The sequence below is a fragment of the Dinoroseobacter shibae DFL 12 = DSM 16493 genome (genome assembly GCF_000018145.1).
GTDB classification, from domain to species: domain Bacteria; phylum Pseudomonadota; class Alphaproteobacteria; order Rhodobacterales; family Rhodobacteraceae; genus Dinoroseobacter; species Dinoroseobacter shibae.
Map to the genome: position 1 here is coordinate 56,926 of NC_009958.1, position 22,756 is coordinate 79,681.

At 62.3% G+C, this 22,756-nt stretch carries 17 protein-coding genes and 3 pseudogenes; 10 read left to right on the forward strand and 10 right to left on the reverse strand.

Annotation, left to right across the window (positions count from 1 at the left end):
* Nucleotides 1-89: 89 nt before the first annotated feature.
* From DSHI_RS20715 to DSHI_RS22100, 3 genes and pseudogenes are all read left to right on the forward strand, one after another.
* Nucleotides 90-2,126 carry a hypothetical protein gene (locus DSHI_RS20715; RefSeq protein WP_012187408.1) on the forward strand — a complete coding sequence of 679 codons (2,037 nt, stop codon included), beginning with the start codon at nucleotides 90-92 and terminating at the stop codon, nucleotides 2,124-2,126.
* A gap of 138 nt (nucleotides 2,127-2,264) precedes the next feature.
* Nucleotides 2,265-3,095 (forward strand): annotated as a pseudogene (gene tnpC / locus DSHI_RS22930) (IS66 family transposase); the annotation flags it as partial.
* 162 nt (nucleotides 3,096-3,257) lie between these two features.
* A pseudogene (locus DSHI_RS22100) lies at nucleotides 3,258-3,386 on the forward strand (ATP-binding protein); the annotation flags it as partial.
* A gap of 202 nt (nucleotides 3,387-3,588) precedes the next feature.
* Here the strand turns inward: DSHI_RS22100 and DSHI_RS20725 are convergent.
* Nucleotides 3,589-5,022 carry an oligosaccharide flippase family protein gene (locus tag DSHI_RS20725; RefSeq protein WP_012187410.1) on the reverse strand — a complete coding sequence of 478 codons (1,434 nt, stop codon included), beginning with the start codon at nucleotides 5,020-5,022 and terminating at the stop codon, nucleotides 3,589-3,591.
* A 395-nt stretch (nucleotides 5,023-5,417) separates the two neighbouring features.
* Here DSHI_RS20725 and DSHI_RS20730 point away from each other — a divergent pair, with 395 nt between their 5' ends.
* The gene (locus DSHI_RS20730) at nucleotides 5,418-7,814 is read left to right on the forward strand and encodes a right-handed parallel beta-helix repeat-containing protein (RefSeq protein ID WP_012187411.1); all 2,397 of its coding nucleotides are present in this window, start codon (nucleotides 5,418-5,420) and stop codon (nucleotides 7,812-7,814) included.
* A 9-nt stretch (nucleotides 7,815-7,823) separates the two neighbouring features.
* Here the strand turns inward: DSHI_RS20730 and DSHI_RS22105 are convergent.
* Nucleotides 7,824-8,663: pseudogene (locus DSHI_RS22105) on the reverse strand (IS5 family transposase).
* A 220-nt stretch (nucleotides 8,664-8,883) separates the two neighbouring features.
* Between DSHI_RS22105 and DSHI_RS20745 the strand changes: the two are divergent.
* The 4 genes from DSHI_RS20745 to DSHI_RS20760 are packed head-to-tail and all read left to right on the forward strand — an operon-like array spanning nucleotide 8,884 to nucleotide 12,292.
* On the forward strand, nucleotides 8,884-9,330 hold the full coding sequence (locus tag DSHI_RS20745) for a glycosyltransferase family protein (protein ID WP_012187412.1): 447 nt from the start codon (nucleotides 8,884-8,886) through the stop codon (nucleotides 9,328-9,330).
* The gene (locus DSHI_RS20750) at nucleotides 9,327-9,803 is read left to right on the forward strand and encodes a glycosyltransferase (protein ID WP_012187413.1); all 477 of its coding nucleotides are present in this window, start codon (nucleotides 9,327-9,329) and stop codon (nucleotides 9,801-9,803) included. Before DSHI_RS20745 ends, DSHI_RS20750 begins: the two co-directional genes overlap by 4 nt.
* Nucleotides 9,804-9,813: 10 nt before the next feature.
* Nucleotides 9,814-11,115 (forward strand): Coenzyme F420 hydrogenase/dehydrogenase, beta subunit C-terminal domain, encoded by a 1,302-nt coding sequence (locus DSHI_RS20755; RefSeq protein WP_157865459.1) that lies wholly within the window; start codon nucleotides 9,814-9,816, stop codon nucleotides 11,113-11,115.
* The gene (locus DSHI_RS20760) at nucleotides 11,108-12,292 is read left to right on the forward strand and encodes a polysaccharide pyruvyl transferase family protein (protein ID WP_012187415.1); all 1,185 of its coding nucleotides are present in this window, start codon (nucleotides 11,108-11,110) and stop codon (nucleotides 12,290-12,292) included. The genes DSHI_RS20755 and DSHI_RS20760 overlap by 8 nt, the downstream gene beginning before the upstream one ends.
* On the opposite strand, the gene DSHI_RS20765 is transcribed toward DSHI_RS20760, so the two are convergent.
* The 5 genes from DSHI_RS20765 to DSHI_RS20785 form a co-directional block, all read right to left on the reverse strand.
* Nucleotides 12,201-13,679: an O-antigen ligase family protein gene (locus DSHI_RS20765; protein ID WP_012187416.1), complete on the reverse strand. Its 1,479-nt coding sequence runs from the start codon at nucleotides 13,677-13,679 to the stop codon at nucleotides 12,201-12,203. The two genes, DSHI_RS20760 and DSHI_RS20765, sit on opposite strands and share 92 nt — an antisense overlap.
* A 110-nt stretch (nucleotides 13,680-13,789) precedes the next feature.
* Entirely contained in the window at nucleotides 13,790-14,782 is a 993-nt protein-coding gene (locus tag DSHI_RS20770; protein WP_012187417.1) for a NodZ family protein, read from the reverse strand.
* Nucleotides 14,775-15,842: a GDP-mannose 4,6-dehydratase gene (gene gmd / locus DSHI_RS20775; protein WP_044029572.1), complete on the reverse strand. Its 1,068-nt coding sequence runs from the start codon at nucleotides 15,840-15,842 to the stop codon at nucleotides 14,775-14,777. The genes DSHI_RS20770 and gmd overlap by 8 nt, the downstream gene beginning before the upstream one ends.
* A gap of 43 nt (nucleotides 15,843-15,885) precedes the next feature.
* On the reverse strand, nucleotides 15,886-16,704 hold the full coding sequence (locus DSHI_RS20780) for a sulfotransferase domain-containing protein (RefSeq protein ID WP_157865460.1): 819 nt from the start codon (nucleotides 16,702-16,704) through the stop codon (nucleotides 15,886-15,888).
* 125 nt (nucleotides 16,705-16,829) lie between these two features.
* Nucleotides 16,830-17,534 (reverse strand): FkbM family methyltransferase, encoded by a 705-nt coding sequence (locus tag DSHI_RS20785; RefSeq protein WP_012187420.1) that lies wholly within the window; start codon nucleotides 17,532-17,534, stop codon nucleotides 16,830-16,832.
* Between the two features lie 208 nt (nucleotides 17,535-17,742).
* On the opposite strand from DSHI_RS20785, the gene DSHI_RS20790 reads away from it, so the two are divergent.
* Together DSHI_RS20790 and DSHI_RS20795 are read left to right on the forward strand one after the other, a co-directional pair.
* Entirely contained in the window at nucleotides 17,743-18,684 is a 942-nt protein-coding gene (locus tag DSHI_RS20790; RefSeq protein ID WP_012187421.1) for a GDP-L-fucose synthase family protein, read from the forward strand.
* A gap of 9 nt (nucleotides 18,685-18,693) precedes the next feature.
* Nucleotides 18,694-19,569: a glycosyltransferase family 2 protein gene (locus DSHI_RS20795; protein ID WP_012187422.1), complete on the forward strand. Its 876-nt coding sequence runs from the start codon at nucleotides 18,694-18,696 to the stop codon at nucleotides 19,567-19,569.
* 117 nt (nucleotides 19,570-19,686) lie between these two features.
* On the opposite strand, the gene DSHI_RS20800 is transcribed toward DSHI_RS20795, so the two are convergent.
* Genes DSHI_RS20800 through DSHI_RS20810 form a run of 3 tightly spaced genes read right to left on the reverse strand, consistent with a single transcriptional unit; the run spans nucleotide 19,687 to nucleotide 22,716 of the window.
* Nucleotides 19,687-20,259 (reverse strand): acyltransferase, encoded by a 573-nt coding sequence (locus DSHI_RS20800; protein ID WP_012187423.1) that lies wholly within the window; start codon nucleotides 20,257-20,259, stop codon nucleotides 19,687-19,689.
* A gap of 6 nt (nucleotides 20,260-20,265) precedes the next feature.
* Nucleotides 20,266-21,270, reverse strand: coding sequence for a glycosyltransferase family 2 protein (locus tag DSHI_RS20805; protein ID WP_012187424.1), 1,005 nt, complete (start codon nucleotides 21,268-21,270; stop codon nucleotides 20,266-20,268).
* A 21-nt stretch (nucleotides 21,271-21,291) separates the two neighbouring features.
* Nucleotides 21,292-22,716, reverse strand: coding sequence for a mannose-1-phosphate guanylyltransferase/mannose-6-phosphate isomerase (locus tag DSHI_RS20810; RefSeq protein ID WP_012187425.1), 1,425 nt, complete (start codon nucleotides 22,714-22,716; stop codon nucleotides 21,292-21,294).
* Nucleotides 22,717-22,756: the final 40 nt, after the last annotated feature.

The window sequence follows — 22,756 nt, forward strand, 5'->3', positions numbered from 1 at the left end:
GGCCATGCTGCTCTCCTCCTCTACAAAAGTGAACAAGCAATCCTCAGACCTCGCTCGTCATTTATGAGTGTGTGACCTAGACTGACCCCATGATGTATCGTGATCTTTTGTTTCCCCGTCTTCAGGGCCTGCGTGTGGTGCTCTGTGGTCTGTGGCTACTGGCCCCAGGGACGGGGGCGGCGGAAATCCTCGCGGCGCCGACGCGGGCGGCCGGCCCGGAGGCGCCGGTCGGGCCCGCGCCGGTGGTGTTCGGGCTGCGCAACGCGCCGGACAGTGCGGCGGTGCCCACGGAGCTGGGCGATGGGCAGTATTTCGTCGAGGGAGCGGTTTTCTCGGTGCGCGACGGGCGGCTGAGCCTGGCGGCGCCGCCCACCACGCCATGGGAAGGGCTTCTGAGCGACGGGACCCTGTCCGTGCCAGTGGCGATCCGGGCCGATCATCTCTGCGTAGCTACGGATGCAGAGTTGGACGCGGCCCTGCGTCTTCCGGCGGCGGAGAAGTCGGGTCTGACCCTATGCCTGGGTCCTGGGCGGTTCGGAAACTTCAAGTGGCACGCCCATCGCGGGGCCTTCGTGGGGCTCGATCCAGCTCGCCCGATGGTGGTCACCTCACGCGATCCGGCTAATCCTGCGATCTTGTCGCGTTGGATCATGGGCTCGACCGATGATCGGCCTAATGGTGACTTAATCTTGCGGGACCTGGTCTTCGAGTTGGACGCACCCCAAGTGACACGCCTGAGTGATCTGGGTTTTCGCGGTGTGACCAATGCGCTCGAGCTTGGCTGGAAGGGCATTCCAACGCGCAACATGGTGATCGAACGCGTCGCCTTTCGTGGCCCTTTGGGCGAAGCCTTTGCAGGGGCGCTGCCGGTCGAGCGAATCCTCAATGGGATTAATGGGTATGCCCTGGAGCTAACGATCCGGGACGTTACCTTCAGCGGGTTGATGAACTCGATGCAACTCCAGGGGGAGGATATCCTGGTGGAGCATACCCGCACCCGGCACGGCTGGGGCGACATGCTGCGGATCTCGGCGGTACGCCTGCCCGAGGGGCGCTGCCGTCAGAGCCGCAATATCGTGTTTCGCAATAACATCATGGAGAATATCTGGTCCAACAATCAGTATCACCCCGACGCGATCCACATGTTTCCGGTCGCGAAGATTGCCTGTGGCGTCTCGGATGTAACGATCGAGGGCAATATCGTTTATATGGGAGCCGAAGGCACGCGGCAGCCCGGCTTTATCACCGGGTTCCGGGCGACTGATCCTATGCCTGTCCCCGATGATCTACCCTTCGAGCCAAGCCTGTTGCACCGCTTCGAAGCCCCTGGCACGACCCGTCTGCCGGCAGCGCGCTGCCCCGAGCGCCGGGTGCAGTTGGGAATCCAGAAGCTCCCCTCCGAGGGCGTGCTGCGTGTGCTGCCCCCCGAGGGGCAGGTCATGACCGCCTATGGTCGGCCTGCCGAAGTGGTGGAGATCACCGGACCCTGGGAAGTGCTGCGCATCGCGTGCAACGGCAAAGGGGTGGACCAGTGGGACCTGCGCGGCGCCAAGCCAGGACCTCAAGGGTTCTTCTCCAATAACGTGGTTGGCCCCGAGGGCTACAGCAACCTCAAGATCCGGCACAATGTGCTCTGGATCACCTCGCCAAACGGGATCCGGTTCTCGGATCCGGATAATCGCGGCCTGTATGTGCACCACAATAGCCTGCTTCAGCCGTTTCCTGGTGATGCCAACGGCGATGGCCGCCCCCATACGAGCGCCGATGGGTTCAATCCGGACTGGCAGGGGGCACGGCTTCTCCTTACTGGCGCCGACGTTCGTGTGCATCACAACATCTCTGCGACTCTTGGCCGTCAGCGCAACCAACCGGGCTGGAATGACAATGACGACGGCTTGCGCTCGACAGATCTGGGCCGGTCTATGCGGATCCGCTTTGGCGGGCCCGGGCTGATCCAGACCTCCGATGGGCCGCAGCCGGGGGTCTACCTGCCGACAACTCCGCGCGAGGCCATCGAGATGGCACGGCCTTTGCCGGGGGAGTTCTTGGACAACCGCCGGATAGGTGCGGTGGCGGGAGCGGCGGAGCGGGACTGGTACGACTGGAGTTGGGTGCCCGACCGCTAGGAGCCGATATCAGCCTGTAGTACTTCCGAGAACTGGAGTTGGAGTTCCCCCGGTTTGATGGTCACTTTTTCACTGATGAAGGAGAGTGTTTTTCATGCCGAGAACGAGAAACCCATACCCGACGGAATTCAGGGAGCAAAGCTGGCCCGCGCCGGTGCCACGCTCTTTGCCGACGACACCCCGGTCAAGATGCAGGTCGGAGGCTAGACCGGCAGGACCCAGACCGCGCGGATGTGGAGCTATGTCCGCGATGAACGACCATGGTGCGGCCAGGCGTCGCCCTGCGCCTGGTATCAGTTCAGCGTGGATCGCAAGGGTGAATATCCCGCCGCCTACCTCAAGGGCTATACGGGCATCGTGCATGCCGATGGGTTCACTGGCTACAACGGGCTGTTCGGCGCGGGGCTGGCCACGGAACAGGCCTGCATGGTGCATGTCCGCCGCAAGTTCGTGGATGTCTTCGAGCGCAACGGATCCACAATTGCGCAGGAAACCATCGAACGCATCGCCAGGCTCTATGCCAGCGAAAAGGAGGCGCGCTACAAGCCGCCCGACGAACGGGTCGCCCTGCGACAGACCAGGGCCAAGCCGATCTTCGACGATCTGGAGACCTAGCTGAAGCAGCAGCTGCCGAAAATCTTGGGAAAAACCAGTCTGGCCGAGGCCATTCGATACGCCCTCGGCTGCATGCCCAAGGCGCGGGCCTATCTCGAAGACGGCCAGCTCGATCTGGACAACAACATCTGTGAGCGATCAATCAGACCGCTGACACTTGGGCGGAAGAACTATCGCTTCATGGGCTCGGAAGGCGGCGGCAAGGCCGCAGCGGTCGCCTACACCCTCATCGAGACCGCCCGCATGAACCGCGTCGATCCGGAAGCCTGGCTGACCTGGGTGCTGAGCCACATCGCCGATCATAAGGTCAACCGCATCAACGAATTGGCACCGTGGAACTGGCAGCCAAGCTGAACAAAGGGCGGAAACTCTGATAACGGCCGAGGGCGCGTTGGGTAGCACATCACCCCATCCGAAGATCGACCCTTGGCGGTCGGAGTTGGACGAGTTGCTGGCCGAGAATACGCGGCGGTCGAAGCGAGAACGCCTGACGCTCGCCCGGATTTAAGAGGAGCTGCGCAGACCAGCGGACAGCTTCTGTTCCACTTCATCAGAAAGCTCTACGAGCGCTCTTCGATTGTCGTCACGACCAATCTCGCCTTCGGCGAATGGCCGACCGTCCTTGGCGACGCCAAGATGACCACTGAAGTGCCCGTTTTAGTTCGCCGATCCGATCCAGGTCACAACCAACGTCCTCTCATTGCTTAGCCACAGCTGGGATAGGAATGTCGCCTGATAAGGCGTCGCACAGCACCTGGCGGTCTTCCTGGGGCAAATCTGCAAGAATTGCACTTAACCGTCCATCAAACCGGGGGAACTCCAACTTCCATACAGACCGACAAGTAGTTCAAGGTTTTTCCGGTTTTTGTGCCTGAGCAGGATGTTTCTTACCCCGCACTAGGTTGCGTACAGGGCGTGTGCTCAAGGCGGCTAATCCGACAAGGATTAGTAGGGCGAGTTGTGCGGGATAAACATTGCCCAAGATCTCAACCGTTGGCGGATGCAACGCGTCTAGCACCAGGATCAAGCCGAAGGTCAGTCCCGACAGCCCCACGAGTATCCAGGGCACTTTCAGGGAAGGCTCGATTTGGCGGTGCAACAGGACTTTGGAGACCAGCAGACCCAGCAGTTCTCCACCCAGGGAGGCGAGCAGCAAGCCTTCGATCCCATGTCCGAGCATCAGCGCGCCCAAGCCTGCGGGAAGCACGAGAAGGCGCGCCAGATTGGCATAGAGCATATTGGTGGTGGTTCCGCGGGCCAAGGCAATCATCGATAGACCTAGCTTGCTGATGCGCACGGCCTGCACGACACCCATCAGCAGGAGGATCTCTAGGCCGGGTGCGAACTTGTTCCCGAACGCCAACAGAAGCAGGATCGGTCCGAAGAGAGCGATCCCGACCGCCACCACGATCCCGATCAGAAATCCCAAGGCCATTGCATCTTCGGCGGCGACAAGAAACTCCTCCCGTGTATTCTGAAGCCCCGATAGGCGCGGCAGTAAGACTGATTGCATCGTGTTCGCCATGACGGTTGTAGGTGTGTAGGTGATCATGAACACCGCAGAGAACCAGGCAAGCGTCTCGACACCTAGTTGGTTCCCGACGATCAGCCGGTCGCCATTGATCACTGTGAACATCACCAGTCCGTTCAGCAGAAGCGGCGTGCCGAACCCCAAGGCCCGGCGCAGGATCGTGGGCTCGAAAGCGAGGCCGAAGGGCCTTTTGGCCATCAGATGCGATAAGACCACCAACACTGTCTGATGCCCGATGATCGCCCAAAGCATGGTCTGATAATCCCCGATGATTAGGTAGATCAGCACCACCACCGGGATCGACGACAGAGCCGACAGGACGCTCGCTCGCGCGAAGGCTTGGAAATCCATCCTGCGCTGAATGCGGAACATATCGAGATTGAGAAACCCGCGTATGAAAGGTACCCACGCCAGCGCCATGAAGGCCCAGGTCACCTCGGGGATGTTCAGCAGCCCAGCGTAGGGTGCGGCTAGGATCAGCGTGACCCCGGCGCCTAGCAGACCTCGGACCACCTGAAACAGGTGAAGCACATCGACGAAAAGCTGATCATCCCCATCCCGATCCTGGACGACCAGCCGGTTGAGCCCCACATTCGTAGCGCTTTCGATGAAGGCAAAGGCGATCGCGAAACTGCTCGCGATACCGAAGTCCTCCACCGAAATAAGCCGTGCGATAAGTATATTGCGAGCAAACAGGATCACCGTGACCAGCCCCTGGCTTGCAAACACCACCCCCGCAGCCTTCAACATGTTGGACTTCCTTTCGAATCTTGCCACGCGGCGACCCTGTCGGCATCGCAGATATGGTCCGGAAATAAAGGTGTCAGGAAGGCGCAACCGTTAGCGTTTTGCAACTTTTCTGGCAGTCCGGTGCTGGCTGCCCCGCTTAGAGGCTTGTTTTTAGAAACAAAGCCGAAAGAGGCGCGCAGCGGTCTTCGGGCTCGGTTGTGATGCCATGTCCATTCTCCTTTGCGACACGATACGTGTTCAAAGGAGCGGCATAATTCCGCGACAGGTTCACACTGACCCTAGTGTCCCCGATTGCACTATTCTAGAACGCCCAAGTCAGACGCGTTAGCCAGTGGCTTCTTAAGCATACGCTCAAAATCAGGCACTACCACGTACCGAAAAGGTCTCACCGCTCCATGTCAGGTTCCTCCTACTTCAAGGATTACACTGCCCATCAAAACGCCACCATCCTTGTTTCCAGCACAGAAGAACTCAATGCCGCTGTGGCGGAGCTTGCTGGCACGACCGGGGGTACGGTTCTGCTCTCGGGTGAGGCTGGTCCCTACCGATTGGATGCGCGCAACCTCGGCGATAGTGCCGAGAGCGCGGTTCTGATCACCTCCCAAGACTCGAACAACCCCGCGCAATTAAAGCAGGTCTATATCGACAACAGTGTCTATCTCAGCCTGACCGATGTGACGATCGATAGCGGGGATTACGGATTCGAGCGGTCAGGCCATCTCCATGACATCTATGTAAAGTCCGGAGCGCATCTGCAATTCGTCGATCTGACCATGACCAGCACTGCCGAAGCCCCCCTCGGCTTCGATGACGACACCGTGAAGGCCGAGGATGCCGTCTATCTGCGCAATGCCTCGGACGTTCTATTCGCCGACAGCACGATCTCGAATTACTACCACGGTATCAGTTTGGCAGGGGTACGCGATACGATCGTAACCGGCAACGACATCTCCGCCTTGCAGGGGGACGGTATTCGCGGCGGCGGCGTGAACAATGTTCTGGTCTCGGACAATCACATCCATGATTTCTTGGGTGCGACCAACGAGTACAACCACCCAGACATGATCCAGTTCTGGACCGGGTTCCCAGAGGGGATGACCAACACCGACCTGACGATTACCGGTAACCTGCTCAATGCGGGCGAAGGCTCCGCTGCTCAGGGCATTCTCGTACAGAACGAGGCCTTCGATGACGCGGGAGACCCTTTGGAGGGAGTTTATGGTCAAAACCTGACGATCACGGACAATGTCATCCATTCGGGCATGTCTAATGGCATCGGGATCATCGGATACCAAGGGGTCGAGGTTGCCAACAATTCGGTGCTTTGGAACGAGGGCGCCGTGCTGTCCCAGACGGCTGATGCCGTACCGGCCTCCAACCCTCCCTGGATCTTGGTACGCAACAGCTTGGAAGTCGAGACCGCTGGCAATGTCGCTCACTTGGTCCGGATCGAAACCGAGGACCAGGCCGAGACCAATTACTTTCTGGACTACGATAATCCGAGTGCGCCGAATTATGCCTATGCCCATGTGATCGGCCTTGCCGCCGATGGCCAGACGGACGTCTACGACTTGCAATTCCGGCCCGATAGCCCACTCAACGGGGTCTCTGGCGCTGAGGCCAGCACTTGGACGCCCAGCGAGGCCCCGGTGAACGCCGTGATCTCCCAGCAGCCCAGTCTCGAGGACCGCGCAGCGGTGGAGTTGTCGGCCCGCTATTCGACTGTGGATGGACAACTGGTTGATCCCGAGACTGCACAAGTCTTCTGGACCTTGGCCGATGGCACCGTCCTGGAGGGCCTGGAGGTCACGGTAACTTTCGACACGCCGGGGCTGCACGAGGTCACGCTCGATGTCCTTGCGCCTGATGGCAGTTCCGACAGCGCCACGAGATCCGTCGACATCCGCGGAAACGGCCTGTTCGAGGCGGATTTCGCCCGTTCCGAAACCTTTGGCGACGGTGTCGAGATTGTCGATCCCAATGGCGAAGCGTTCTCCAAGAAGGGCGTGTTCACTCTGGATGGCGACAGTGTTTTCGAGGTGACCCGCGGAAACCCAGAGTTCGAGACGCTTCATACCCTGTCCATGGACGTCTCATTCAAACCGGACGCGTTCGAAAAAAACGGCTGGCTGGTGAAATGGCTCAAGGCGGTCGATCTGCGGGTGACAGACGAGAAGGGGCTATGGCTCAAAATCGAGACCGATGCCGACGTTTACGAGATCCGCACCGAGGGTAACCTTCTTGAGAAGGGCGAATGGGCTGACATCGCGGTCGATTTCGACAGCCATGCGGGGCAGATGCGCTTGTCTCTGGACGGCGAGGAACTCGGCCGGACCGACGTCGAAGGCACCATCTCGGGGTCGCAATACGACCTCACCTTGGGAGAGGGCCGGGGGCGCAGCGCCGAAGGGGAGATCGATTACTTCTCGATGACCACCCCGCCTGCAGGATCGGTGCTTGAGATCGGAGACCGGTTTCCGGAGGAACCAGAAGAGCCCGAAGAGCTCGAGCCGCCAGTGAGCGAGGAAGAGCCGGAGGAGCCGGTAGCCCCGTCGGTGGCTGAGGAAGAGGAGCCTGAGGGTGTGCTCATTCAGCGCTTTCTCGAAAGCTTCTTTGCTTTCTTCGGCGGACGCCAGGCCACCGAAGACCCAGCGCCGGCCCTTCAAGACGACACCGGCACGATCACCTTGGAGAATGTCTCCACCTTCTTCCGGGAGGATCTCGCCGAACAGCGGATCCCACCGGACGAAGAAGATCCCGCCGAGGACGAGAATGACTTTCTCGCGGCCTAGGGTCAGGCTTCATAACCAGTAGATCACGACAGCAGCGAGTGCGATGGCTGAGAGGAAGACCCCGGGACAGCGGTCATAGTGTGTCGCGACGCGTCTCCAATCCTTGAGCCTGCCAAACATAATCTCGATTCGGTTGCGCCGTTTGTATCGGCGCTTGTCGTATTTGACCGTCGTCTTTCGCTGCTTTCGACCCGGGATACAGGCGCGTATCCCTTTGTCTTTCAACGCTTCTCGGAACCAGTCAGTGTCATAACCACGATCTCCGAGCAGTCATTTGACGTTTGGCAGGCCGCTGAGCAGTGCCCGTGCGCCGATATAATCGCTGACCTGTCCGGCGGTGACAAACAGATCGATTGGTCTTCCCTGGCTTTCACAGATTGCGTGCAGCTTGGTGTTCATGCCGCCCTTGGTGCGACCCCCTCTCGGCAGATTGCCTCGCAATCGCCTGACGGGCAGTGGATCAGGCGACCACGCCCCCTTTTTTAGCGGCCATGCTGGTCGCAGTTCGATGTGCCTTGAGGTATGTCGCGTCGATCATCACAGTCTTCTGTTCGCCGTGCGCCGCAGCGAGATCGGTCATCATCCGCGCAAAGATGCCTTTCTCGCTCCAACGCTTCCAGCGGCTGTAAAGCGTCTTGTGTGGACCATAGGCGGCAGGAGCGTCGCGCCAACGCAAGCCATTGCCATTGATCAAGATAATCCCGCTCAACACACGCCGATCATCCCCTCTCGGGACATTGCTGCGCAATACCCTGCCGGGCAGTGAACGCGAGGCTTGCCGTGCGATTTCGGGAAGAAAGGGGAAAGCTTGGCCATCTGCTCGTCGGTCAGCCAGTAAAGGTCACTCATGTCACCGCTCCGTTTTCCGAGCCGTGAATCACGCAGCGCAGCGAAATTCAATGCGTCCTGACCCTAGGCGTTCCGTCGGCCGTGCTGACCGTGTGAAAACGGTCACGAACCGCCTGACCATCACTTTCGGAGGCGGTTGGGGGGCTTTTCGAGAGACACCTTTCCGGAGATGGCATAGAGATAAGACGAATATTCATCTGCCGGTCTCATCACGGGTTCCATGAAGAAGATTCTCGCGCTCGCCTCCGCGGGGGGGCACTGGCAGCAGCTGATGCTGATGCGGCCTGCCTTCTCGGCACATGACGTGGTCTTTGCCACGACCCTGGAGACCCTGCCCGAGCAGTTCGGTGCAGCGCCCGCCACGATCATCTCCGATTGCAACCGGCACGAGAAGCGCGCGGTCCTGGTCTGTGCCTGGCAGGTTCTGCGACTGCTGCGACGGGAACGCCCGGATGTCGTGATCTCGACCGGGGCCCTGCCCGGTGTCATCGCCCTGGCCCTTGGCCGGGTTCTGGGGGCGCGGACGATCTGGGTGGATTCGGTGGCCAATGCGGACGAGATGTCCATGTCCGGACGATACGCACGTCGGGTCGCCGATCTCTGGCTGACCCAGTGGGATCATATCGCCCGGGACAGCGGGGCCGAGTTCGCGGGGTCCGTCCTGTGATCTTCGTGACGGTGGGCACCCAACTGCCCTTTCCCCGGCTGATTGCGGCCATGGCAGAAGAGGCGGCGCGGCTGCAGCTCGAGGTCACGGCCCAAGTGGGACCCGATCCCGGGACCTGGCCCGGCCTGACGGTCCATGCGCACCTGCCGCCGCCGCGGTTCGAGGCGCTTTTCGCGGCGGCGGAGGTTGTGGTCGCCCATGCGGGGATCGGCACCATCCTGTCGGCGCGGCGCATGGGCAAGCCCCTGATCATCTGCCCGCGCGACGCAGCCCGCGGGGAGCATCGCAACAACCACCAGCACGCCACCGCGCAGCAGGTCACTGACCTGCCGGGCCTGCACGTGGCCTGGGAGACCTCGGATCTCGGCCCGCTGCTCGAGCGGCGGGCCAGCCTGGCGCCCATGCATGAGGCCGAAAGCGCCGCCCACCGGGCCCTGATCGTTCGCCTGTCGGGTTTCATCGATGCCTGCTGAGCCCGGTCCCATGCCCGCCGACACACTCGGCCCCGCCTCGCGCGTGCCCCCTGACAGCCCTGCCTTGCGTCGGGTCCAGGCCGGCGATCTCTGTGCCGGCTGCGGGGGCTGCGCCAGCATCGCTCCCGACAAGCTGCGCATGGCCTTGGTGGAGCCTGGCTTCCTGCGCCCGGTTCAATCGGCCCCGCTGAGCCCGGTCGAAGAGGACACGATCGCCGCGATCTGCCCGGGTCTCGGCCAAAGGGTCGAGGATGCAGGGCGGACACCCTCGGTGCTCTGGGGCCCTTATCTGGAGATGCAGACGGGCTGGGCCACGGATCCGGACTTGCGTTTCGCAGGCTCTTCGGGGGGGGCGCTGTCGATGCTGCTGTGTCATCTTCTGGAGACAGGAGCGGTGGATGGGGTGATCCAGACCGCAGCGGCTCCGCAACTCAGCATTGGCAACGGCACGGTGCTCTCCACCCGGTCCGAAGGCGTTCTGGCAGCAGCCGGGTCCCGCTATGCCCCGTCGGCGCCCCTGGAGGGGCTGCATGCGCGCCTGACCGCCAGTCCAGCTCAGCGTTTCGCCTTCGTTGGCAAGCCCTGCGATGTCGCTGCCCTGCGGGCCCTCCAGGAGCAAGACCCGGGTCTAGCAGCGCGGGTGCCGGTTCTGTTGTCGTTTTTCTGTGCCGGGGTTCCATCCCTGCGGGGGGGCCTGGAGGTGCTTGCGGCCCTTGAAGCGCCCTACCAAGATACGGTTGCGTTCCGCTATCGCGGCAATGGCTGGCCGGGATATGCCACTGCGACCCTCGCGGATGGCACCACCCGGCAGATGAGTTACCATGACAGTTGGGGCAGGATCCTGTCCCGTCATGTCCAGCACCGATGCAAGATCTGTGCCGACGGCACAGGTACCGCGGCAGACCTTGTCTGTGCCGATGCATGGGAAGCAGACGAGAAAGGTTATCCTCTATTCGATGAACAGGAGGGCGTCAGCTTGATTGTGGCCCGTACGGTGAAGGGGCAGCAGATCCTGGCTGCGGCCCAAGCTGCTGGACGTCTTGAGACTGCACCGTTTGATCCCACGATCCTCGCCGCCATTCAGCCGGGTCAGCGGGAACGTCGACGGGCGCTCTTGGCGCGACTAGCGGGCCTGCGGGTTTGCGGGCGCCCGGTTCCCGACTATCGCGGCCTCACCTTGAAGGCGGCGGCCGCCCAGAACCCCTTGGGCCGCAACCTGCGTAACTTTTTCGGAATGATAAGGCGCAGCCTGCGCCGTAAGCCCGGGCGCCCGCGCCTCTTTACATTGCCTTCCGGATCTTCCCATGACTGACGACCGCCCCGTCCAGATTGCCCTACTGTTCCATTCCGCCGTGTCGGACAATCTCGGGGTCGGCGCGCTCACCGTGGCCGAGATCGCGATCCTGCGCGCCGCTGCCGAACAGGCCGACTGCCGGATCGCCATCACTATCATCGACTGGAAGGATCCGCGCCCGCCCTATGTGGACGGCCCGGATGTCACAATTCGCCAGGTCCGGAGTCGGGAGATCGCCGATCCGCGCAGGGTTTTCGCCCTGCTGAGGAAGATGGACATGGTGGTGGATATCGGGGCTGGGGACAGTTTCGCCGATATCTATGGCAGCGGTCGTCTGACCCGGCTCTTCGTCTGGAAATATCTCACCCACCTGGCTCGGACCCCGCTGGTGGTGGCGCCGCAAACGCTCGGCCCCTTCACCCGCAAGCGCTCGCAGGTCCTGGCCCGGGACACGCTGGCGCGCAGCGCGATCGTGGCCACCCGGGACGGGATGTCAACTCAGGCCGCGCGCGCGCTCGGCGTGACCCGTGACATCCTTGAGGTTTCGGACGTGGCACTGCGCCTGCCCTATACCCCGCCCGTTCCCCGAGTGCCCGGCGGTCCGGTGCGCGTCGGGCTCAACGTTTCGGGCCTGCTGATGAACGGGGGATACACGGGCAAGAACATGTTCGGGCTCTCGCTCGATTACCCGGCGCTGATGAAGGGCCTGATCGCGGCCTTCCAGGCCGAGGGCTGCGAGCTGCACCTAGTGCCCCATGTGATCACTCATGAACAGGGCGCGGTGGAGGACGACTACCAAGTCAGCCTCGACCTCGCGGCCGCGTTCGACGGGGTGCAGGTGGCCCCGCGCTTTACCACGCCCTCGGAGGCCAAGAGTTATATAGCCGGGATGGATTTTTTCGTCGGGGCGCGTATGCATGCCTGCATTGCGGCCTTTTCCGCGGGCGTACCGGTGGTGCCTATGGCCTACAGCCGCAAGTTCGAGGGGCTGTTCGGCAGTCTCGGCTATATGCGCACGGTGGATTGCACGGTTCTGGACGAGGCCAGCCTGGCGGGGCGAATCCTCGAGGGGTTTGCCGCGCGCGTGGAGCTAAAAACCGAGGTCAGCGCCGCCCTGGTCCGCGGCCGGCAGAAATTGACTGTCTATGAGAACGCTCTGGCGGACCTGATGCGCCAGTGCCGTGGCGCGACCTGACAGCCGCCGCCTTACGAGTTCCGGCGTTTGCCCTTGAGGTTTTCGGAACCGTTTGTGTTGCGAAGCGAGTATAACGGCTTTGGGGCCGGGCAGGTTCGGTTGCAGATGTCTCATCGAAGGTTTCGGCCGCCGTGTCGGCAGTAATCAGCCAGATCCCGCTACCCATGAATAGCATAACCAGTGAATAGACTGGTCCCCAGACATGCACCGTGCATAGGGTTAGAAGCAGGCTGATCATGCCGACTACGTAAGCCAGGCGTATCTGCCGCAAAGGGTGGTCCGTCGGAAAGCGAAGGTGCATGATACGGAAAAGAGCAATGGCGAACGCACCCGCGACCGTCAGAAAGCCTGGAACCCCGAAGCGGACCGCGTTCAGGAGCCAGAAATTGTCCATTGAGCCCGAATGCATGAAGGACGGGCGCACCCAGTCCTTCAGGCCCAGCCCGAAGATCGGGTTAGCCCAGACATTCAGCATGCCATAATCGAAGATGATCGTACGCCAGTAGACATTATGCGCATTGAAGGTGAGATGTGAGAGAAGGGCGATATGTGCGGGCCGGTCAGAAATTATTTCCAACAAAAGGTAGCAGGGCGCCAAAATCGCGATCAAGAGCCACCAGCGATACTTGGTTCTGTGGGTGATCCCAGCCCAGGCGATCAGGCTGATCTGGATCATGAGCGGAAGAAGTGCGCCGCTCGAGACCGACATGACGGTGCTGATTATGATCGCGAATGCCAGCATAATTCTTTTGGGTCGTGGCATGCGATCCTGAAGCCCCAGATAGACTAGCGCGAGAGCTGTGGAGCAGAACAGGCCGTAATGAATCGGGTGAGGGAACACCACCTGTGCGCGTTCGAGTCCCAGGCGCTTGTCCGCCCGAACATCTGTGAGCCCTTGCAATCCAAGGCTTCTGAATAAGTCCGGGATTACAGGGCGCGCGGTCTGGGTTTCGATCATTGCAAACGGCATCAGCAACAGGATCAGTAACATGAACAACTTGATAAAAGCGACGAAGTCATCCCGATTCCTGATGCCACAGCGTGCCACCAGGTAGGCTCCCAAAAACTCCAACCCGTTTGAGCCGACGAACTGCACAGCGCTCTCCGGGTTATTGTGTAGCATTGCGACTAGCTGCCAGACCACATGGGCCACTATCAAGACATCCACAAACAAGATCCTGCCATAACTGCCCGTCACCAGACGGATGAAGAGTGGTACGGTACAGATCAGCAGTAAAAACCGTATCGGACTGAGCACCAAAGGCCCTGCCGCGAACTGGACCGGAATGCAGATCGCGACCAGGGCCAGCGTGACGAGCACGGGCGCACGGGCATCCCGGGCCGCCTGGAAGGCAGTGGGTCTGGAGGGCAGCTCAACCGTACTCATACATCACGCTCCCCGTTCTGACGGTTGTTGCGGATCGGTCCGCGATGGTGATCCTGTCCCATGGGGTGGGGTCCGCGCACCCCGTCGGATCGGCATCCATTTGGCGCGGTTCAGAGATAATCCTGCAGGAATCGTTTTATCACGATCTTGGGGTTGAAACGATCTACATTGACCAGACGGTCCCCGGACAGCCCACCGATGATCGCGGAGGTCCCGGAAAAGGTCGAGTTCTTTGAATAGACAAGGTGATCGCAGCGGGCCAGCGCCCACATGTCGATCATCGCGTTCTCCGCTTCCAGGACCGGGTCGATGCCGTCTGCCTGCGCGCCGTGCAGGTGTCGGCCGTCCTTGGGCAGGTACTTCTCGGTGATATGCACATCCCCGAAGGTTGCGCGGATATCATCCTGGGCCCGGGCGCTGTCGGTGGCCAGGAAGATCGGGGCCTCCGGCATCTGAGTGCGCAGGGCCGCGAGGCTCTGCTTCACGGCCTCCAGGGGCCCGGCCATGTCGGTGTAGCGCAGATGCGCGCCGATCACCGGGCGGGCCAGGGGGCCGAGAGCGGCGGCCACGGCCGCTTCGACCCGGGGGTTTGGGCTGAAATAGCGGGTCAGGTAGTCGGCCATGATGTCCCGGGCGCTGCGCCCGCGGAACCGCGGGTCGCGCGCCATGTGACCTCTCAGGCGGGGCAGCTTGGACACGTAGGACCAGAACACCGCGAGCGCCGCATCGTGGTCGAGCCGCGACAGGTCCACGCAGGATTTTCGGTAAACCAGGGGGCCGCTATGGTCCCCATCCACCATGGTGACGGGAAACTCGTCAAGCCGCCCCGCCCAGATCGCCGGTGTCACTCCATCCGTGCGGTCGTCGAAAAGCGCCGGGTCGGGCATGTCCGGGCTCTGGAACAGCAGTGGATAAGCATTCTCCCCCCGGGGCGCATAGACCCCGTCGCGCCAGTCGATCACCGGGCGCCGCCCGGCGAGATCCGCATAGATCAGCCCGGTGACTGCCGAGAGCATCCGGTTGCCCAGGCCGCCTTTGGCCTTGATCAGCAGCACCTTGCCGGAGCTGTCCGCCCCGGCGGTGGGTGCGTCGGGGTTAGTCATGGCGCTCACGGCGCTCACCTTCCTCGGCGATCACCTTGATGTCGCTGGCCACCATTTCCGAGACCATCTCCGCCAGGGTGGTCGTATGCCGCCAGCCCAGTTCCCGATGGGCCTTGGAGGGATCCCCGATCAGCAGATCCACCTCTGTGGGGCGGAAATAGCGCGGATCGACCTCGACCCGCAGGGTGCCGTCGGCGGTGTCGTAGCCTTTCTCGTCCACGCCCGCGCCGCGCCACTCCAGGGTCACGCCGATCTCTGCGAAAGCGGCGTCCACGAAGGAGCGCACCGTATGGGTCTCGCCCGTGGCCAGCACGTAATCCTCCGCCTTGTCCTGCTGCACGATGCGCCACATTCCTTCCACGTAGTCACGGGCATGGCCCCAGTCGCGCTTGGCGTCGAGATTGCCCAGATAGAACCGATCCTGCCGACCCAGGTGGATCGCCGCCACCGCCCGGGTGATCTTGCGGGTCACGAAGGTCTCCCCGCGCAGGGGGCTTTCATGGTTGAACAGGATCCCGTTGGAGGCGTGGATGCCGTAGGCTTCGCGGTAGTTCACCGTGATCCAGTAGGCATAGAGCTTGGCCGCCGCATAGGGAGATCGCGGATAGAAGGGGGTGGTTTCGCTCTGGGGGACTTCCTGGACCAGGCCGTACAATTCCGAGGTGGAGGCTTGGTAGAACCGGGTGGTCTTCTCCATCCCCAGGATGCGGAGGGCTTCCAGCAGGCGCAGAGTGCCCACCGCGTCCGCGTTGGCGGTGTATTCGGGGGTGTCGAAGCTGACCTGCACATGGGACTGGGCCGCGAGGTTGTAGATCTCGTCCGGTTGCACCTCCTGCACGACCCTGATCAGGTTCGTGCTGTCAGTCATGTCGCCGTAATGCATGGTGAAGCGGCGGTCCGCCTCGTGGGGATCCTGATAAAGATGGTCGATCCGCGCGGAATTGAACGACGACGAGCGTCGCTTGATCCCGTGCACGTCATAGCCCTTGGCCAGAAGAAGTTCTGACAGATAGGCCCCGTCCTGCCCGGTCACGCCTGTGATCAATGCCCGTTTCAAAATCGTCTCCTCTATGCAACCACCACATCCTTGCGCGGATCTGTCCTCATTCCAGCGGATAGCCAAACTGACTCAGAAGCGCACCCGCTTGAGCCACGAAAGTATCATTCTGTGCCTTGGTGAACGTGCTGCGCCAGCGTTCCTTCGTAGGGCCTCCCGCTGTGCCTGAGAAGCCAACTACGTTATTGGTATTTTTCATGGTCTGAAAGCTCTTGGACACCGCATCGCGAGAGCTTTTCTCCAAGGCATATTGCAAACGCTCTTCGTCCACGGGAAGCTTCAGAAAGGCGAGAATACGGCGCAAAGCCTTGTCGGGCTCGGTAAGCGTATCCTCGTAACGCAAGATCAGCATTGCATCCCCGGCCTCCAGATCCAGCCAGCTTGCCAGGTTGGTATGCCAGGACTTGTATCGGTAGCGGTCGCGCAGACATGCCCCGAGAAAAGTTGGAAAATCCGACTTCAACCCGTGCACCGACTGCATGTAGTGGTGCCATGAGTACGTGGCGTCTCGCCCATCCCGGACAATCAGAATGATCCGACCGTTCAGAAAATAGGGCACACCAAGTTCGTGAGACTTGATGAAGCGGTAGGGGGCCGGGTTCGGAGCCGCCAAATGTGTTTTGAGATCAACACTGTCTATAAGAGGCATATACTGATCGAGCTTGGTCATATCGACCTGATCGCTCTGGTAAAAATAGAAGAACAGGATGTGCCGCAGCCATGTGTTGCCGGATCTTGGCCATGATGCCAAAATGCAGTGCTCCTTCGAGACGTTCATCCATGGGAGACCCACTATCCGGTGTCTCAGATCCCGGCGCATCTTGCGCAAGGTCCGCTGATTGAGATGATGCCTTCCGAGTTTCATGTCGGTGTCCATACAAAAGCAACTGGCTGTCTCACTTGCGGGTCTCCAAATTTCTGTCGCAAGGGTCCTCAGGTTTCGCTTACATCCGGCTTGCAGTAATTAAGGGGCGAAACTAGGGATATTTCTTAGCTCGGGACTCGCTTGTAGATAGCATTGTCCGCGTCCCGCAGGATCAGGGCATAGCCGTGGGACTCCAGCAGGCGGGCGACCTTCGAAACCCGCCATACCGGCGCGGGGCTGTCATACTCCACTTCCAGGAAGGTCGGGTAGATCCCCGAGGCCATCATGTCCTGCAGGGCGGCAAACCAGCTGCCCTCGATATCCATCTTCACCAGGTGGATCTGGCGATCCCGGTGGCCGAGCCGATCCAGGATCGTGGACATCCGGTAGCATGGCACCTCGTGATACTGCCCCGTGCCATGCAGATCCTCGGCGAAATGGGAGCCGTGGGCCGTGTTCATGGGAAAATAGAGCCGCATGCTGGAATCGCTGTCCAGCACTCCCCAGGGGTGGAAGGTCACCCGATCCTCGTTTTTCCGGGCCATGTAGTCGATGGCCAGCGGTGTCGGATCGAAGGCATGGACCTCCGCCCCGCGGGCGGCCAGTTCGAAATCGAAACTGGCATCCAGTCCCACCCCGATGCAGTAGCACAGCGCCCCCTCGGGCAGATCCGACGGCGCATACCAGCCGTTCCCCTCCGAGCCCAGGCGGATCATGTCATGTTCGATACGGGGACCGCGCATGTCCAGCCAGACACGGCTGACACGGCGGTTCAGGTTGCGCCAGGCGCGGCGCAGGAAAAGGCCAGGTCCGCTGGCAAGCTCGGTCATGGAAAACACTCTCCAAAATACAATCACGGCTCGGCACAGTGTTTCGCCGATCGCAACAAAGAAACAGATTGCCTGAAAAGATGAAGAAATCTCCAACACAGGGCAACGGCTATGGGCCTCGGACGACCGCGCACTGGAGGGGTTGCGGCGTGTCGGGCACAGAGTACACAGATACCGGACCCCGCAGTGCAGCAGAAGGCCTTTCATCATGGATATTTCAGATCGGATCTACGTGGCTGGCCATCGCGGCATGGTGGGCAGTGCCATCTGCCGAGCGCTCACCGCGCAGGGCTACACCAACCAGCTCACCCGTACCCGGGCCGAGCTCGACCTGCTGGACGGGGCCACGGTGCGGGCCTTCTTCGAAGCCGAGCGCCCCGATCATGTGTTCCTGGCCGCCGCCAAGGTGGGCGGGATCCTGGCCAATGACACCGAAGGCGGGGATTTCATCCGCGAGAACCTGCTGATCCAGACCCATGTGATCGACGCCGCCTACCGGGCGGGGGTGCAGAAATTCGCCTTCCTCGGATCCAGTTGCATCTATCCGAAATTCGCACCCCAACCTATCTCCGAGGACAGCCTGCTGACCGGGGCGCTGGAGCCGACCAACTCCGCCTATGCGGTGGCCAAGATCGCCGGAAAGGAGATGTGCGACGCCTATCGCCGGCAGTTCGGCTTCGATGCTTTCACGATCATGCCCTGCAATGTCTACGGGGTGGGGGACAATTTCGACCCCCTGGGCAGCCATGTGGCCGCGGGCCTGATGCGGCGCTTTCACGAGGCGAAGACGGTCGGCGCCTCGGAGGTGACCTGTTGGGGCACGGGCAGCCCGCTGCGCGAGTTCATCTATGCCGACGATCTGGGCGATGCCTGCGTCTTCTTGATGAACACCTATACCGAGGGCGGCATGATCAATGCCGGCTCCGGCCAGGAGGTCACGATCCGGGCGCTGGCCGAAACCATCCGCGACGTGGTCGGATTTGAAGGGGCGCTGGTATGGGATGAAACCAAGCCCGACGGCACCCCGCGCAAGCTGATGGACAATTCCCGGCTCGCGGCCTTGGGCTGGAAGCCGAAGATCGAGCTGCGCGACGGGTTGACGGAGATGTACCGCTGGTTCGTCGACACCCATGCGACGGAACGGGCCTGAGAGCGGATCATGGCGCGAATCGCGCTCATCATCCCCCATTACAACGACACAGCTCGGCTGGCGACATGTCTCGGCGCGCTTGCGCCACAGATGACCGAGGCGGTGGAGTTAATAGTGGTCGATAACGGCTCGACCGAAGATCTGGGCCCGATCGAGGCCCTGTTGCAGGGCCGCTTTCCCGGGGCGCGGCTGATCCATGAGCCGGGGAAGGGCGCGGCCTTCGCGCGCAATAGGGGCGTGGCCGAGACCACGGCGCCGGATCTGCTGTTTCTAGATGCCGATTGTGTGCCAGGGCCGGACTGGCTCACCACCGCTCTGAGTCTGGCCGGGCGGGACCGGGTGGTCGGCGGCCGGGTCGATGTGTTCGACGAAACCCCGCCCCCGCGCTCGGGCCCTGAGGCCTTCGAGACGGTCTTTGCCTTCCACCAGAAGACCTACGTCGAGGGAAAAGGCTTCTCGGTTACCGCCAACCTGCTCACGAGCCGCACGGTGTTCGACCGCACGGGACCCTTCATCAACGCCCTGTCTGAAGACCTCGACTGGTGTCGCCGGGCCGTGGCCACGGGCGCGCCGCTGGTCTACGAGGATGCGCTGGCGGTGGCCCATCCGACCCGGCAGGACTGGCCGGCTCTGCGCAAGAAATGGCTGCGCCTGACCGAAGAAGGCTTTGCGACCCACGGCACCAATTTGCCCGCGCGCGCTAGCTGGGCGCTGCGTGCTGGTGCGGTATTGGTCTCGGGGCCGGCGCATCTGCCGAAGGTTCTGCACCATGATGCACTAAGTGCGGTGGAAAAACGCCGCGGTGCGGTCACGCTTCTACGGCTCCGCGGCAGCCGGGCGGTATGGATGCTGCGCCAAGCGTTGCGCGGGGCCAGTAAGATGTGACATTGCCATGACGGTCGCTTTTGCATGGGGCAAAGTGCCATTTCGCGTAGAGAACACCGTAAATCGTTTCTAAAATCGCAACCGATCCTCAAAAAACTGCGGAATTGCGCCATGATTTCAGGGGTCCGCCGCGCGCTGGCCCACTACCCTAGCGGGCACGCCTACGGCGATAGCGCCTGCGGGGATTTCGCCACGCACCAGGGCGCCAGCGCCGATGATCGCGCCGTCGCCAATCCGGGCGCCGGGCATCACCATGGCGCGCGCACCGAGCCAGACATCGCGCCCGATCACCACATCCGCCTCGTCCATCGCCTGCGCGGTGACCGGGCTCCCCTCGTTGAACCTGTAGCCCGCCGCCGTCACGAAGACCTCCGGACCAAAGAGCGCGTCCGCTCCGATCTCGATTCGCCCCGTGCCGGGGCCCGCCCAGAGCGTGCAATGGGCCCCGATCGACACCCGGTCGCCGATCTCGATCCGCTCGGGGTTGGAGAAGGCCGCGTTCGGGCTGAGCCGGACATCGCGGCCGAGCCGCAGGGACCGGCGGGGGATAACGTGACTGTAGTTATAATAATTCACCAGCCGCACCGCATGGGCCCAGGCCCGGGGGTCCAGCATCGCACCGATCCCGCGCAGTACGCGGGCGGGGTAGGAGAGGCTCTTCTTGCGGGGGTGCGGATCAGTCTCGGACATCGGCAATCAGTATCCCTTCATCCAGATTTTGCGCGCCCGCCAGACCATTTGCCAAGCCTCTTGTGCGACGCGCCTGCCGGTGAGCGGGCCCAGCACCGACAGCACTCCGGCACGCAGTCCCGCCCAGAGCCACATCAGCCCGAGCCCCAAGGGTACCAGCGCCGCGGGCCAGTGGTCGCGGATCAACGTCGCGCGTGCCCGGGCCAGAAGCACCTTCTTGCCCCCTTGGCTTTTCGAGGCCGCACCAACGATATGCATGATCTGCGCGTCGGGCGTAACGATGGGCTGCCAGCCTTTAGCAGCGGCACGCAGGCACAGGTCGGCCTCTTCGCCATACATGAAATACCGCAGGTCGAACCCGCCGAGATCTTCCCACAGGGACCGTTTCATCAGCATGAAGCAGCCCACCACGATATCGACCTCTCGCACGCTGTCGCGTTGCCAGCCGCCCATGGCCTCGGGGTGGAAGAGTTCGGTCTTCGGGAACAGGGCCGTCAGCCCGAAGGTGGAACAGACCAGGCTCCAGGGTGTGATCCGCTGCCAGCAGGAAGCGATGTTGAGTGATCCGTCGGGAAACACCGTGCGCCCGCCATAGATGCCGTTTTCCGGATGCGCCTTGGCGAAGGCCATGAGCCTGTCCACGGCGCCGTTCTGGACCTCGGTGTCGGGATTGAGCAGCAGGATCCACTCGGTGCGGGCCTCAGCCGCGACCAGGTTGTTGGCCTTGGCAAAGCCCACATTGTCCTGCGAGGCGATCAGCTCCACTTGGGGAAATTCCGCGGCGATCGCCGCAACCGAGCCGTCCTCGGAGGCATTGTCGAACACCACCGTGCGGAACGCGGTCTGGCAAGTTTCTGCGTAGAGCGTGCGCAGCGCCGCCAGCGTCAGATCCCGGGTGTTGTAACTGACCACGATCACGGTCAGTTCCGGGCCGTCGGAGCCGTCCGTTTTCGGGGCTCTGTCCGGGGCATGGGACGCCTTGGGGACGACCTCGGAGGGTGGCAGGGTCATGGGCTGTGCCTTGGTCGGGACCTAATCATCACTGTCGCGGGCATAGACATCCTCGTAGCGGATGATGTCGTCCTCGCCCAGATAGGCCCCGGTCTGCACCTCGATCAGAACCATGGGCACCTTGCCCGGGTTATCCATCCGGTGCACCGCGCCTAGGGGGATGTAGACGGACTGGTTCTCGCTGATCAGCCGGGTCGTGTCGTCCACGGTCACTTTCGCCGTCCCGGCCACCACGATCCAGTGTTCGGAGCGGTGGACATGGGATTGCAGGCTGAGCGCCGCGCCCGGTTTGACCACGATCCGCTTGACCTGGAACCGGTCGCCCAGGGCCAGGGTTTCGAACCAGCCCCAGGGCCGGTGATCGCGGGGGAAGGTCTCGGCCTGGGCGGCGCCCTTGATCTTCAGGGTCTCGACCGCGGCCCGCACTTCCTGCGCCCGGGACGCATCGGCCACCAGCACCGCGTCGGGCATGGCCACGACCAGCGTATCCCTGAGCCCCAGCCCGACCACCTCCTGGCCCTCGGCGGTGGCATGGAGCAGCGTGTTCTCGCAATCAAGCGCCGAGGCCGGTCCGGTGGTCACCACCCCGTCCTCATCGGGGCCCGCTTCGCGCCAGACCGCGTCCCAGCCGCCAAGGTCCGACCAATGGCCGTGATAGGGCACCACAGACAGGTTGTCGGCCCGCTCCATGATCGCGTAGTCGATCGAGATATCCGCCGCCTCGGCCCAGGGGGCCGGGTCCAGGCGATGGAAGCTCAGATCCTGACGCGCCCCGGCGACCGAGGCGCTGACCGCCGCCAGCATGTCCGGTTGATGGGCCTCGAACGCCGCGCGCAGGGCGGCCACGGAAAACAGGAAGATCCCCGCGTTCCACAGGTAGGTGCCCGCTTCCAGCATCGCCTCGGCGGTGGCCGCGTCGGGCTTTTCCACGAACCGCTTGAGCGGTTGCGGCGCCTCGGTCGGTGTCTCGGAAAGCTCCAGCCAGCCATAGCCGGTCTCGGCCCGTTCCGGCACGATCCCGAAGGTGACTAGGCGGCCCGCCCGGGCCTCGGGCTCGGCCCGGGCGACGGTGGCGGCGAAGGCCGCGGCATCCGGGATCACATGGTCGGACGGCATTACCAGCATCAGCGCGTCGGGATCCCGCGCCTCAACCCAGAGGGCCGCGGCAAGAATCGCAGGCGCGGTGTTACGCGCGGCCGGCTCGATCAGAACCGTCGCCTGCTCGACCCCCATCTCCGCGAGCTGGTCGGTGGCGATGAAGCGGAAGTCGGGGCCCGTGACCACCAGCGGCAACCCGATGCCCGGCCCCTTGAGCCGGGTGGCCGAGGCCTGGAACAGGGTCTCCTGGACGCCTGCAAGGGGGACGAACTGCTTGGGATAGCTCTTGCGCGAGAGCGGCCAGAGCCGGGTGCCCGACCCGCCACAAAGTATAACCGGGGTAATCATGTTGCCTTCAATCCTGTCTGTCCATGTCGTAGCACCGACC

Bases quoted from the DNA above. Each gene is read 5' to 3' on its own strand.
- DSHI_RS20795 (WP_012187422.1), top strand. From the start codon at position 18,694: ATGGCGCGAATCGCGCTCATCATCCCCCATTACAACGACACAGCTCGG.
- DSHI_RS20790 (WP_012187421.1), top strand. From the start codon at position 17,743: ATGGATATTTCAGATCGGATCTACGTGGCTGGCCATCGCGGCATGGTG.
- DSHI_RS20800 (WP_012187423.1), bottom strand. From the start codon at position 20,259: ATGTCCGAGACTGATCCGCACCCCCGCAAGAAGAGCCTCTCCTACCCC.
- DSHI_RS20785 (WP_012187420.1), bottom strand. From the start codon at position 17,534: ATGACCGAGCTTGCCAGCGGACCTGGCCTTTTCCTGCGCCGCGCCTGG.
- DSHI_RS20760 (WP_012187415.1), top strand. From the start codon at position 11,108: ATGACTGACGACCGCCCCGTCCAGATTGCCCTACTGTTCCATTCCGCC.
- DSHI_RS20770 (WP_012187417.1), bottom strand. From the start codon at position 14,782: ATGACTAACCCCGACGCACCCACCGCCGGGGCGGACAGCTCCGGCAAG.
- DSHI_RS20725 (WP_012187410.1), bottom strand. From the start codon at position 5,022: ATGTTGAAGGCTGCGGGGGTGGTGTTTGCAAGCCAGGGGCTGGTCACG.
- DSHI_RS20715 (WP_012187408.1), top strand. From the start codon at position 90: ATGATGTATCGTGATCTTTTGTTTCCCCGTCTTCAGGGCCTGCGTGTG.
- DSHI_RS20765 (WP_012187416.1), bottom strand. From the start codon at position 13,679: ATGAGTACGGTTGAGCTGCCCTCCAGACCCACTGCCTTCCAGGCGGCC.
- DSHI_RS20805 (WP_012187424.1), bottom strand. From the start codon at position 21,270: ATGACCCTGCCACCCTCCGAGGTCGTCCCCAAGGCGTCCCATGCCCCG.
- DSHI_RS20755 (WP_157865459.1), top strand. From the start codon at position 9,814: ATGCCCGCCGACACACTCGGCCCCGCCTCGCGCGTGCCCCCTGACAGC.
- DSHI_RS20810 (WP_012187425.1), bottom strand. From the start codon at position 22,716: ATGATTACCCCGGTTATACTTTGTGGCGGGTCGGGCACCCGGCTCTGG.
- DSHI_RS20780 (WP_157865460.1), bottom strand. From the start codon at position 16,704: ATGAAACTCGGAAGGCATCATCTCAATCAGCGGACCTTGCGCAAGATG.
- DSHI_RS20745 (WP_012187412.1), top strand. From the start codon at position 8,884: ATGAAGAAGATTCTCGCGCTCGCCTCCGCGGGGGGGCACTGGCAGCAG.
- DSHI_RS20730 (WP_012187411.1), top strand. From the start codon at position 5,418: ATGTCAGGTTCCTCCTACTTCAAGGATTACACTGCCCATCAAAACGCC.